Below are 13,640 nucleotides of genomic sequence, written 5' to 3'. Positions count from 1 at the left end.
TTTTTTTATTTCAGTTTTAAGTATTTACCTGTGTAGCTCTTTTTGTTTTTAGCGATTTCTTCGGGCGTGCCTGTCGCTATGAGATTACCTCCCTTAGCACCGCCTTCTAAGCCTAAATCTATCACGTAGTCAGCCGATTTTATCATCTCTACATTGTGCTCTATAATAATTACCGAATGCCCTTTTTCTATAAGAGCTTGCAGCGAGTCTAAGAGCTTGCGAATGTCGTGAAAGTGCAAGCCGGTAGTAGGCTCATCGAAGATGAAAAGCACCTTTTCTTTACTGTCCGATTTCGATAGAAACGAGGCTAACTTTATCCGTTGGGCTTCCCCACCCGATAGAGTAGAGGAGGATTGCCCCAGTGTTACATACCCCAAACCTACATCTTGCAAAGGTTTTAGCTTTTCGGCTATTTTGGTTTGTTTGTGCTTTTGGAAAAAGGCTACGGCATCATCGATAGTAGTGTTTAGCAGGTCATCTATGTTTTTGCCTTCGTACATCACTTCAAGTACTTCTTTTTTGAAGCGTTTGCCTCCACAAGCCTCACAAGTGAGGTGCACATCAGCCATAAATTGCATTTCTATGGTTACTTCACCCTCTCCTTTACATACTTCACAACGACCCCCATCAACGTTGAATGAGAAGTGTTTAGATTGGAAATTCCGCATCTTTGCCAATTTCTGATTTGCAAAGAGGGCGCGAATATCGTCGTAAGCCTTAATATAGGTAATAGGATTTGAACGGGTAGATTTGCCAATAGGGTTTTGGTCTACAAACTCCACACTTTGCAAGTGTTTGTATTTGCCCTCTATTTTGGTAAACTGACCAATTTTCTCTCCGCCTAAATCCAATTCTTTCTGAATGGCAGGATAGAGTAGCTTTTTCACCAAAGTCGATTTTCCACTACCCGATACCCCTGTAATTACCGTGAGCATATCCAAAGGGAAGGTAACATCTATATTTTTAAGGTTGTTCTCGCGACAGCCTACCAAAGTGATGTAGTGAGGCGAAGTGCGTCGCTTTTTGGGTATTTCAATTGTTAAGCGCCCACTGAGGTATTTCCCCGTAAGGGTGTTGGCTTTTAGAAGTTCCTCATAAGTGCCTGTCGCTACTACTTCGCCACCGTGCGTGCCCGCTTCAGGACCTATATCGATGATGTAGTCGGCAGCTTTCATAATATCCTCGTCGTGCTCCACTACAATCACCGTATTGCCTAAGTCACGCAAGGATTTTAGTACGCTTATCAGTCGTTCGGTATCGCGCGGGTGCAAACCGATACTGGGCTCATCGAGTATGTACATAGAGCCTACCAAACTACTGCCCAACGAGGTCGCTAAGTTAATGCGCTGGCTTTCCCCCCCTGAGAGCGTATTCGATTTTCGGTTGAGCGTTAAGTAACCTAAGCCCACATCGGTGAGGAATTGCAAGCGGTTGTTAATTTCTAAAAGCAATCGTTTGGCTACCTCTTGCTCATAGTCGGTGAGTTTGAGTTCTTTGAAAAAGACTTGTAGTTCTTCAATAGGCAGTTCTACCAAGTCCGAAATGCTTTTGCCTGCTATTTTCACGTAGTTAGCCTCTTTGCGCAAACGCTTGCCGTGGCATTCGTGACAACGCGTTTTTCCGCGATAGCGTGCCAAGAGCACTCGGTTTTGTATTTTATAACTTTTCTCTTCTAACTCTTTGAAAAAATCGGTGAGTCCTGTGAAATACTTGTTGCCGTCCCAAACCAATTGTTTCTGCTCATCGGTGAGCTCAAACCAAGGCTTGTGTATCGGGAAATCGAACTTATAGGCGTTATTCACCAATTGGTCACGAAACCAACTCATCGTCTCACCGCGCCAAGGATAGATAGCATTCTCGTAGACCGAAAGACCTGTGTTAGGTACGATAAGGTCTTCATCAAGTCCGATAGTATCACCATAACCATCGCATTTGGGGCAAGCCCCATAAGGGTTGTTGAAGCTGAATAAGTGTACGTTAGGCTCTAAAAAGGTGATGCCGTCTAACTCAAACCGATTGCTGAAATGCGTTTGTACCACCCCGTCCATTTCTTGAATATAGCACTCGCCTTTGCCTTCAAAAAAAGCCGTGTCTACCGCATCGGCAAGGCGGTGCTGAAAGTCTTCGTCGTGACGCACAATCACCCTATCTATTACCAATTGGAAATTGTCGAGATTCTTAGGCAAATTGTCTTCCTCAAGACGAATGATTTCTTCTTTGTATAGAATGCGTGCATAGCCCTGTTGTAATAGGAGTTTGAGCACTTGCTCTACGGTACGGTCTTTGGGGATACTCACAGGGGCTAAAAGCAACAGTTTTGTGCCTTCTGGATAGCGCATCACCGCATCAACCACATCGGTAACCGTATGTTTTTTTACCTCTTGACCTGAAATTGGCGAATACGTCTTCCCGATACGAGCAAAGAGCAGTTTCAAGTAGTCGTACACCTCGGTAGAAGTGCCCACAGTAGAACGTGGGTTCGAGGTATTTACTTTCTGCTGAATTGCAATCGCAGGGGCAATCCCTACGATATTGTCTACTTTGGGTTTGTCTAACTTACCCAAAAACTGACGCGCGTACGACGACAGGCTCTCCACATAACGGCGCTGTCCTTCGGCGTAAAGCGTGTCAAACGCCAATGATGATTTACCCGAGCCCGAAAGTCCTGTAATCACCACTAACTTATTACGAGGAATTCCTACAGTTATATTTTTAAGGTTGTGCAATTTCGCACCCTTTATAAGTATCTCTTTGGTTTTCATTTGTTTATTTTAGCAGTTTTATATGCGCTTCTAATTCTTCTATTTCTTTTAAATCTTCTAAGTCAGCTTGCTGAGCATCATATTGTTTCCGTTTCACTTCAAACTCATCATACACTTTTCTCACTATTGTTTTCATTTGTTCGTTGCTCACTGAGCCATTGCCTTTTAGTACTTTTTTATCGTTGAATTCAATAATCCTATCGATATTCTCACGCCAGAAATCCATAGTAATGTCTTGTCGGTTTTTAGCTCTTAATTCCGCCGATTCTAAGAATACCATTACAAAGCGATTTAAGCTATCAATCTCATTATCAGTAAGGTAATTCTTAGCTATGTAAATATCCCCTTTCCTCACAATGTTTCCCTCCCACGAGGTAAGTGCCATATTGTTTTGCGAAGCATCAGCACGACTGACAATCAGTTCAGCAGCCGTTTGACCTGTGATAGCGTATAGAATTTTATTTTGAGTTTGTGCATAAAACATCTGGGTCGCCTTATCGGTTTTATCATAATCGCTACTGAGCATAAATAAGTCTCTTATTTTTTGGTAGAAGCGTTTTTCCGAAGCTCTAATGTCGCGAATACGGGCGAGTAATTCGTCGAAATAATCAGGTCGCCCATCGGGGTTTTTCAGCCGTTCATCGTCCATCACAAATCCCTTCACCATAAATTCTTTCAAGTACTGGTTTGCCCATTGCCTGAACTGAACTCCTCGCTTACTACGCACCCTGAATCCAATAGCGAGAATCATATCCAAACTGTAAAAAGTAACTTCATAATTCTTCCCATCACAGGCAGTTGTTAAGTAATTCTTAATAACTGAATTTGGAGATAATTCATTATCCTTTAGTATATTAGATATGTGCATACTGATATTAGGAACAGAGGTGTCAAAAAGGTCAGCAAGCTGATTTTGGTTCAACCATACCGAGCCGTCTTTGGCAAAAAGAGAGATTTTCACCTTGCCGTCGTCGGTCTTATAAATGATGATTTTTTGTTGTGTGTTCATTGTTTTATCTATCAAGGGCGCAAAGGTACAAAATAATTAACAAATAGGCTAATAGGAAAAATTCTTACTATAGCAAACATACAAAATTAAAAGTTAATATCATTTCTATATATAATTCTGATTTACAGTATACTTTTGAAGAATGTCTTTGTAAAATCTAAGCAACTTGTTACTAAAATTCGTGAATTAAATGAATCCCTCCGCTAATGCGTTTCTTGTAGCTTGTGCCTCCGAGCTTCTTCAATTAATTTCCTGTTTCATTTGCTAATTTTCTATCTCCCCGTGTGCTTTGCACGGTCTCCCTTTGAAGATAGCCAGCGAGAGAAAGGTATTGTAAGGGGGATATTTATAATCAATAGGTTAATTCAACCCTTGATTGCTATTAGTAACATTCTAAACTCAATCAGTATTCAGTTAATCTTTGGTTAGTCTTCATTGTAGAGCCACTGTAGAGCCACTGTAGAGCCACTCTTCGTTCATCTATCCTATAAGCTTTGTATAATTCCCTCCCAAATTCACCATTCACCATTAACCATTAACCATTAATCATTAGCTAATGCCTATGCGACCTCGCACCTTTGGCATATAAATTGCATATAATAAACTAAAAAAAAACATATGAAACAGTACATTTTATTATTCTCATTGGTCTCTACAATGGCAATAGCACAAACCCAAACGCCTTCAGTGCAAGTGGTAGGTGAAGGCATTGTATATGTTACCCCCGATGTCGTAAACATCTCTATCAGTATAGAAAGAGAAGGACTTGACCTTAAAAATTTGCGACAAAAAAACAGTGAAGAAGTAGCCAAAGTCTTGGAGACTTTGAGTAAAGAACTGCCAAAGGAAAACTTCCAAACCAGCTATGTTTCACTTTATAAAGACGATTATAACAAGATTAATAAATATCGCGTTTTACAAAATATTACTATTAAATTAGAAGATATTAGCAAATACGATAGTTTAATGAACGCTATTTTCGATGCAGGCGTAAACCGTATCAACAGTGTAAGTTTCGATGTGAAGAATAAAGAAAAGCATTTGCAAGACGCTCGTGTAGCTGCCATTGAAGATGCTCGTAAAAAAGCACTGCTCTATGCGGTAAGTTTAGACCAAAATATAGGCAAAGCCATTGCTGTTAAAGAACTTTCATCAAACTTTAACGATGTACAACCTACTTTCAGATCCAGTAAAGTGAGCTTAGGTAGTAGCGGAGCGGAAGCTAACGACGACACCTTAGCAATAGGCAAAATAGCGGTAGAAGCACAAATAAATGTAGCTTTTGAATTACTCAATAAATAGATATTTCTATGAATACACAAGAAATCATCGCTTATATATTAGTTGTTATAGCAGTAGGCTATCTCGTAAAAACACTTTTTTTAAAAAAGAAAAAGAAAAGTTGTGGAGGAGGAACTGATTGTAAGTGTGGATAAAAATAACGAGATTTTTCTCGGCATTGTAATATATTTTTAAATTGCGCAGCCCCCTTTTTGGGGGCTTTTTTTATCTTTTATTCTTTTGTTTTTATCTTTTTTCTATTTGTTATAGGCTATTTTTCTTTTTATTACTTTCTTAGAGCTTCTTTTTAGCCTTTGATTATGAATGTCTTAAAACTCATTAGACGATTTTAAACCTTTTATAGACGATTTTAAACCTCTATTTCTTCAACTATTTTGTACTTTTGAACCATCAAAACCATACGAAAACAAACGAACAAACAACCATTGTATGAAAAGAAATCTATTTTTATCAGTTCTGTTGTTCTTATTAGTGAGTTGGAGCTATGCGCAACAACGCACTATCCGTGGAACTGTCAGCGATGCTACTACCAAAGAGCCCCTAATGAGTGCTTCGGTAGTAATTAAAGGAACTAGTAAGGGTGTCAGTACCGATATGAGCGGTAAGTATACCATAGAGGTATCGGTAGGGCAAACCTTAGAAGTCTCATTTATGGGTTATGTAACTCAAAATGTAAAAGTAACCGCCAATACACCTTCACCTTTGAATATTGCTCTTGCCGAAGAGCAAAGAAAGTTAGACGAAGTAGTGGTCGTAGGTTATGGCGTTACCAAAGTACGTGATTTAGCAGGTGCTATTACCTCCATCAAAACCAATGATGTAAAAGCAGGGGTGGTAGCCGATATGTCACAGATGTTAAAGGGTCGTGCCTCAGGAGTACAAGTGCGCCAAAACTCACTCGAGCCTGGTGGTAATGTATCTATCCGTGTGCGTGGTGCTTCTTCAGTAAGTGCCGATAACGAACCACTTTATGTAATCGATGGATTCCAAACAGATAATATGTCGCAAATCAGTATAGACGACATCGAATCAATCGAAATCTTAAAAGATGCCTCTACTACTGCTATTTACGGAGCTCGTGGTGCTAATGGGGTTATCCTTATTACTACTAAAAAAGGTAAAGAAGGTAGCTTTAATGTAGAGTACTCTAACCAAACATCTTATAAGAATATGTATAATCCTTGGGATTTGCTTGATGCTGGAGAAACCATAGCACTTACCCGTCGCTTATATGAACAAACCCAAGACGCCGCTTATGGCAAATGGACAGCTCAACAAGCTACCTATCGCGGTAAAGGTACCGATTGGCTCAAAGAAACCACTCACGATGCCTTTACTGTATTGCATCAACTTTCTGTATCAGGAGGTACTGACCGTTTATCTGCTTTTATGTCAGGTAACTACCTTACCGAACCTGGTATTCTGCTCAATACCGATTATAATCGTTATGGAGGACGCATCAATTTGCAGTACAAGATAAGTCCGAAAGTAAGAGCGGGGGCTAATATGAGTTTTTCCAAATCTAAAAAGAAATTCTTAGATATGGGTACAGTCTCTTCTGATAAAAATATTATGTATCGTATCTTTAATTTGGAACCTTGGAAAAATAAAGAAGGTTTCGATGTGTTTGGAACTAAAGACCGTCGTCCTGCTGTGTTCGAAGAAATGAGCGGAGCACAACTCTATCGCCATTTTAATACAATGTATGCAACCGCCTATGCCGATATTGATTTGTTGCCTTCACTTACTATCAATGGTCGTTATACCTATGCTTATGACCATTTAAAAACTGAAAAGTATTATGACCGTTCTACTTCTATAGGTCAGTCTTACAAAGGACAAGCATTTCTCAGTCACGAAGAAAACGTAAAACACCAAATAGAAGGTGTGGCTACTTATCACCCTAAAATGGAAGGTAAACACGATATAAAAGTAACCGCAGGTACTTCCTATATTTATCAAAGAGGTAAAGGAGATGAAGTGCAAGCCTATGGTTTTGCTTCCGATGTATTCTCTTTCAAAAATATTGGAGCTGCCCAACATTTAGATTGGATAGGTTCAGGTGAATCCTCAATCAAAAAGGCTTCTGTTTTTGGTCGTGCCGAATACATCTTCAATAACCGTTATATTATCAACGCTTCAGTTCGTGCCGATGGTTCATCAGTGTTTGGAGCTGACTATCGTTGGGGTATATTTCCTGCGGGGTCTATCGCTTGGCACTTAGGTGAAGAAGAGTTTATGAAATTTGCTAAACCTCTTTTCTCTCGTATCAAATTGCGCACTAGCTATGGACTTAGTGGTAACGATGGTATCCGTTTTGGTTTGTCACAATACCAATACTCTGTACGCGATGTGTATATTGGTAATGATGTGAACTCCAAAGGTATGTATCCTTCTAATCCCTACAATCCAAAACTCCGCTGGGAAACCACTGCACAATGGAATGCCGGTATCGATTTAGTGGTTGGTAGAGTAGAAGCCAGCTTCGATTATTATATCAAACGCACTCACGACTTGTTAAACCCTGACCCTATTCACCCTTCAGGAGGTTTCCCTAACTATGTGAATGACGGTCGCCGTTTTGAGTATACCGCAATGATGGTAAACGATGGTGAGATCGAAAACCGAGGTTTTGAAGTGGCTATCAAATCTACCAATATCAATAAAAACGATTTTGTGTGGACTACAGCATTTAACTTCTCTCATAACCGTAGTGAGGTATTGAAACTCAACGATGGAAAACCTCGTTTTCAGTATATACGTCCTCACGGTTCTTATGACGAAAAAGAATATATGATGCTCAAAGAAGGTGAACCTCTCAGTGCTATCTATGGTTATGAGTTCGATGGTATCCTTCAAGAAGGCGAAACTTATGCACCACAGCCTAACTCAGCACCTGGTGACCCTAAGTTTAAAGACCTTAATGGTGATGGTAAAATAGACGAAAACGACCGTACGGTATTGGGTACTGGTATCCCTAAAACTATCATAGGTCTTAACAATAGTTTTACCTATAAAGGGTTTGACTTCTCTTTCTTCTTTGAAGCCTCATTAGGAGCCAAGATGCTTAACTTAACTCGTATTTATTTGGAAGATAATAACCGCCTTTCAGATTCAGCTGACCGTTGGACAAAAGCGCACGCTTCTAACAGTGTGCCTCGTAATGGTTATCAAAAAACAGCTAAATTGCAATATGGTTCTTATGTGAACTCTCGTTTTGTAGAAGATGCCGATTTCGTAAAATTGCGCAATGTTGAGTTAGGATATACCTTCACAGGCAGTCAATGGAATATGAAAACTCTTAAAACAATGCGTGTGTTTGTAGGAGGCCAAAACTTGCTTACCTTCACTAAATACCAAGGTTTTGACCCCGATATCAGTACCAATGGTAGTAGTGCTATTGCACAAGGTTTGGATTTGAACTCTTATCCTGCTTACAGAACCATTAACTTTGGAGTGAAATTAACTTTTTAACGCAAAAGAATAATGAAAACGAATTATAAACTATATACATTGGTAGGTCTTTTAGGACTCTCGTTTACCGCTTGTGAACTCAAAGAAGATTTAACTTCGGTTTACAATGCTAATAACGCCTATACTACCGAAGAAAATGCACAAGAAGGTGTAAACGGAATTTATCGTTACCTTCTTGGGGCTACACACACAAGCAACTTCTACATCAACGATATGTCTACTGATGACTGTTTTAAAGATGGTATTGCTTTCGAGATATACAATGAAAACGGTCTCTCTGGCAACGTAGAACTTGCGAGATGCTACAATGGTAACTGGCAAATGATTGGTTGTGCCAATACTGCTATTGACAATATCTCAATGATTCCCGAATCTCGTTTCAAAACCGCCGATAAGAAACCAGAGCTCTTAGCCGAAGCCCACTTTTTGCGTGCTTTTGCCTTCTATCAGCTTACCAATGCTTTTTATCGAGTACCTTTGATAACAAATGGTTTCTACGAAGCTGATGCTAACCCTACTTTGGCTACTGTTGAGGAATTAGATGACCAAATAGAACAAGATTTGCTCATTGCTACTAATAACCTTCCCGATGAATGGGGTACTGCAACAGAGGGAGCTTCAGGTCGCCCTACCAAAGGCGCGGCTTATGGCTATTTGATGCGTCTTAATATGCGTAAAGCAGGGCGTTTGCGCGAAGAAGGTAAAGATGCTACCGCTGCTTGGCAAGCTGCTTTAATGTATGCAGACCAAGTGATAACCTCAGGTAAATACGCCTTACAAGCTAAAGTGTTTGATGTGTTCGACCCTTCTAAGCCTGAAACCTTAAATAATAACGAGATTATCTTTGCTATACGAGCAAGTGATAAAGTGCCCTCAGGTTCTTCAGATTTAGCTTTGTATTTCACTCCTTGGGAATATGATATGGGCTGGAATAATATCAATATGCCTTTGGAATTGTACTGGAAGTTTAATAGTGATGACCAACGCCTCAAAGAGCTTATTGTAACTTCCTTCGACAACGTGTACGGAAAACCTATAAAGTACATATCTCCTAAACTTAATGAAGTAGGAACGCTTAGGAATGAAAAAAGTAATCCGCAAATAGTTGAGAACGATGCGGTATATACTAAAAAGTATAAATATACCAAACCAGGAACCTATAATTATAATACACCTAATAACCTCATCTTGTTGCGTTATGCTGATGTATTGCTTTGCAAAGCTGAAATTCTTAATGAGCTCAATGGACCTACTCAAGAATCAGTGGATTTGATTAATAAAATTCGTGAGAGAGCTTTTGAAAATAACAACCACAATTATACCTTGGCAAACTTTGCTTCCAAAGAAGATATGCGTAGTAAATTGTGTGATGAACGCTTGTTTGAGCTTAATATGGAGGGAGTTCGTCGTGTAGACCTTATCCGTATGGGATTATGGAAAGACCGCTTAGATGCTTATATGGATCTTGTTAAACAAAAATTGGAAACTAAAGAAGCCAATTTAAATGCCAGAAGAGACCCTAATGTAGTAAAAAATCCTTATGATTTGAGTCCTGAATGGAAAGTGTATCCTAAGTTCAGCAATCCGTTTAAACCTTATGACAAACGTAGGTATTACCCTATACCAGGAGTGTATAGTAACAAATTCCCTGACCTACAAAACAACCGTTCTTTTAGAGAACAATAATCTTAAATGTAAACTCATATGAAAACCTATACAAAACCAATACTGATGGCTGTTGCGATGCTTAGTATGATAGGCTGTGACAAGAGCGATGTAGATGGGCGTTTTAGCGATAACCCACGCAGTGAGATAGGAACTCCACAAGAAGGCAGTTTGGTTACTGCTAAACAAGTGAAGTGGAACTTTGATAATACCAATGATTGGCTTAATGCCAGTCAAGGAGAACAGGCTAATATCTCACAAACTTCAGTGGAAAGCAATACTGAAGCTGAAGATGGTAAAGTAGTGAAAATATTCACTAAAGCAGGTACCAAAGAGCGTAAAAAGCTCAAAACTAAAAAACAATACGGAGCAGGACTCTACACTTGGCGTGCCTATATCTCTGATTTAGGAACTACTGAACGTGTGAGCATAGGCTCTTGGTTGTGGAATAGCGATAAACACGAACTGGACTTTGAGGTAGGTTCTGGTACGGCTAAAGACCGTGATGCCTTAGGAGCTGCTGATGATGAAGTGATTGCTTATATTACCAGCCAAGATAACCCAGCTTTACACCAAAAAGTAAAAATCAAGAAGAATGCGTGGCATATGTTCCAAATTGACCTAAAATTAGCAGGAGGAAAGTATTTTGCTACTTGGCTTATTGATGATGTAAAGTGTGCCGCTCAGCAACTTAATTATGGGCAAGAGCACCCTTTTTATATCTTTTGTAGTACTGAGAACTTGAAATTTGTGGGCGATAGCTGGCCTTATAAAGATAATTATGGCTTGTGGGATTATGTAACCTATACTCCCTACTCATATTCTATGGAACCTACAGAACCTCAAAACCAACTTAACCCACCTGACCCAGAACCAGAACCAGATACAGGAGAAGTAAAGAAATGGACTTTCAACAGCTTCCCTGACGATTGGTTGAAATGGGGTATTGCTAAAGTAGATAGTGGTAAATTGGTGTTAGGAGTAGATAGTGGTAATACTATTGCTAAGGTACAATACAAGTTGGGTATGAAAATGGGCTATGGAAAATATACGTGGTCTGTCCGCTTCCCCGATGTATCAACTATTCCTGCGGGTACTCAATTCCAATCAGGAGCTAATCTTTATTATTATGCAGAAGATGAAAAAGGGAAAGTAACTGAACGCCTCTTTTTAATGATGGCTCGTATAGGCTCAGAAGAGGATCGCACTCGTTTAGGAGCTAAACCCAATCAGTTATTGCTATATATACAAGGAGCTGAACCTGCGGTAGACGAATATGTTGGCTTATTAGATGCTAACAAAGACTACAAACTTACCATCGACCTTAAAAAAGTAAATAACAAGTATACTATTGTTTACTCTATTGATGGTAACGTATTAAAAACTTTAGTTGCAAATTATGGTGAAGATGAATTTAAGTTCTTCTTTATAGCCGAAGCAGCTGCTAATAGACCTTGGATGAAATGGGCTAAACTCGATAAAGCTCTTACAAAACACTTAGAAACGAAGTTTAACTTTATTGAATATACCGCCTATTAGTAGTAATTGATGTTTATCTATAAATGGCAAATTGATTTTTCTGAGGCTGTCTCACCTCCAACAACGAGACAGCCTCTTTTTCTTAAAAAGAAAACTAAGAATAAAGCATACAACTTAATGATTTTAGTATGAAAAAAACATTTATTTTTTCATTGATGACCTTGTTCATCTATGTTGGTTGTAAGATAGATTCTGAGGAAACTACCCGCAACGCAACAACTACATCAAGCGATGGACAATCGCTTAATGCTGCACAACAAGCTCAAAAAGGGGTAATGTTTTGGGAGTTTGATGCTCCTTCTAACGATTGGATAGAAGCCAATCAGAACAGTAAGCCTAATTGCTATAAGATACAACATAGCCCTGGCTGTACAAACGGTGGACTTATTATTCACACAGAGGTGAATACTTTGCAACGCAACAAACTCAAAACTGTAAGACAATATGGAGCGGGAGTATATGAGTGGAGATTGTATGTTCCTAAATTGGAGAAAGGAGCCCAAACAAGTGTGAATTGCTTTCTTTACAAAGATGACAATCACGAATTGGCTATCAAAGTCTATTCAGGAAAGAATGCGGAACGCTCCCAAATGAGACTTACTGATAATCAAGTAATAGCAGAATTGGGTGGTTATGGAATGGCAACTAAAAAGATAGCTATTACCCAACAAGATTGGCATAGGTTTAAGATAGAATTGAAGTTAGTGAATGGCAACTATCACGCTATCCTTACAGTAGATGGAAGAGAAGGAAAGGATAAATTGGAAGGAACACTTGATTATGGTCAAGACAACCTTTTCAATATCTTTTGTAGTGTAGAGAACTTACCAAAAGTAGGTGATAGACCTGCTACCACTCCTACAACAGGTGTATGGGACAATGTTAAGTATACGCCTAATGGTGGAGCCGTAGTTCCTACACCTAAGCCTACACCTAACCCTAAGCCTGATAATCCTGTTGGAACTTACAGATGGCACTTTAGTTCTTATCCTCTTTCAGATTGGGTTTTAGCCAACCAAGAACCTAATAAGAATGTAGACCATTGTTCATCAGTTTATAAAGATGGTTGCGACGATGGTAAGGCTTTGAAGATATGGACAAAAGCAGGGACAAAAGAGCGGAAAAAATTAAAGACAGAACAAATGTTTGGTGCAGGGATTTACACTTGGCGTGTTTTCATTCCTACAATGAATATTGGTGAAAGAGTGAGCGTAGGTTCTTGGCTTTATAACGATGACCAACACGAAGTAGATTTTGAGGTTGGTTCAGGGACTATTAAAAAAAGAGAAGAAGCTCACGCAACGAAAAACAATCAGTTGATAGCTTATATTACAAGCCAAAATAATCCAGAACTACATCACGATACTGAGATTGTTACAGTTGATGAGAGAAATAAAGGATCGTGGCATACTTTTCAGATAAGATTGGAAATAAATCAAGCTATTAATGGTCAGAACTATATCATTACTTGGGCTATAGATGGAGTAGACCGTTATAAGTCAAAACTAAACTATGGACAAGAAAAATTATTTCATATATTTTGTAGTGTAGAGAACCTAGACTTTTTAGGAGAACGTCCTACTACAGAAGATGTTGTAGGCTTATGGGATTATGTAACTTATCAACCATATCCTTATTCTTATAAACCTCGCTAATAAAACGAGACTTACATATTGCTTTTATAAATGGCTGGTAAAGGGGTTGTAATTATCTACCTTTATAGAATATTAATAGAATTGCTTTGTTGTTAGTTAAAACGGTATTCATTACAACCCTCACACCAGTTTGTATAGTGAAAAGTGAGAAATTATTGGGATAAAGAGTTTTGAGCTTTTCGGAAGATATCGGAAAAGTTCGGAAGAGAGCTGAGAGAGGTTTTGGTGAAAAAA

The 13,640-nt window shown here is 39.1% G+C and carries 8 protein-coding genes; 6 read left to right on the top strand and 2 right to left on the bottom strand.

Going from position 1 to position 13,640, the window contains the following annotated elements; all coding sequences use genetic code 11:
* Positions 1 to 5 precede the first annotated feature (5 nt).
* Together uvrA and HMPREF9078_RS02600 are read right to left on the bottom strand one after the other, a co-directional pair.
* Complete coding sequence (uvrA, locus tag HMPREF9078_RS02605; RefSeq protein ID WP_009419175.1) at positions 6 to 2,762, bottom strand: excinuclease ABC subunit UvrA; 2,757 nt, start codon at positions 2,760 to 2,762, stop codon at positions 6 to 8.
* A 4-nt stretch (positions 2,763 to 2,766) separates the two neighbouring features.
* Positions 2,767 to 3,771, bottom strand: a complete 1,005-nt coding sequence (locus tag HMPREF9078_RS02600) for a virulence RhuM family protein (RefSeq protein WP_009419174.1) — start codon at positions 3,769 to 3,771, stop codon at positions 2,767 to 2,769.
* A gap of 618 nt (positions 3,772 to 4,389) precedes the next feature.
* Here HMPREF9078_RS02600 and HMPREF9078_RS02595 point away from each other — a divergent pair.
* The 6 genes from HMPREF9078_RS02595 to HMPREF9078_RS02575 all read left to right on the top strand — a co-directional run bounded on the left by HMPREF9078_RS02595 (position 4,390) and on the right by HMPREF9078_RS02575 (position 13,406).
* On the top strand, positions 4,390 to 5,073 hold the full coding sequence (locus HMPREF9078_RS02595; RefSeq protein WP_002675347.1) for an SIMPL domain-containing protein: 684 nt from the start codon (positions 4,390 to 4,392) through the stop codon (positions 5,071 to 5,073).
* A gap of 8 nt (positions 5,074 to 5,081) precedes the next feature.
* The gene (locus tag HMPREF9078_RS11490) at positions 5,082 to 5,207 is read left to right on the top strand and encodes a FeoB-associated Cys-rich membrane protein (RefSeq protein WP_009419171.1); all 126 of its coding nucleotides are present in this window, start codon (positions 5,082 to 5,084) and stop codon (positions 5,205 to 5,207) included.
* 295 nt (positions 5,208 to 5,502) lie between these two features.
* Entirely contained in the window at positions 5,503 to 8,547 is a 3,045-nt protein-coding gene (locus tag HMPREF9078_RS02590; protein ID WP_009419170.1) for a TonB-dependent receptor, read from the top strand.
* Between the two features lie 12 nt (positions 8,548 to 8,559).
* Positions 8,560 to 10,233, top strand: a complete 1,674-nt coding sequence (locus HMPREF9078_RS02585) for a RagB/SusD family nutrient uptake outer membrane protein (RefSeq protein ID WP_009419169.1) — start codon at positions 8,560 to 8,562, stop codon at positions 10,231 to 10,233.
* Between the two features lie 18 nt (positions 10,234 to 10,251).
* On the top strand, positions 10,252 to 11,751 hold the full coding sequence (locus tag HMPREF9078_RS02580) for a hypothetical protein (protein ID WP_009419168.1): 1,500 nt from the start codon (positions 10,252 to 10,254) through the stop codon (positions 11,749 to 11,751).
* 128 nt (positions 11,752 to 11,879) lie between these two features.
* Positions 11,880 to 13,406 (top strand): hypothetical protein, encoded by a 1,527-nt coding sequence (locus HMPREF9078_RS02575; RefSeq protein ID WP_009419167.1) that lies wholly within the window; start codon positions 11,880 to 11,882, stop codon positions 13,404 to 13,406.
* The last annotated feature ends 234 nt before the right edge of the window (positions 13,407 to 13,640 follow it).

The sequence above is a fragment of the Capnocytophaga sp. oral taxon 380 str. F0488 genome, assembly GCF_000318255.2.
In the GTDB taxonomy this organism is placed as follows: domain Bacteria; phylum Bacteroidota; class Bacteroidia; order Flavobacteriales; family Flavobacteriaceae; genus Capnocytophaga; species Capnocytophaga ochracea.
The sequence above is the reverse complement of the archived record's forward strand: the minus strand, read 5'-3'. Positions and strand labels throughout refer to the sequence as shown.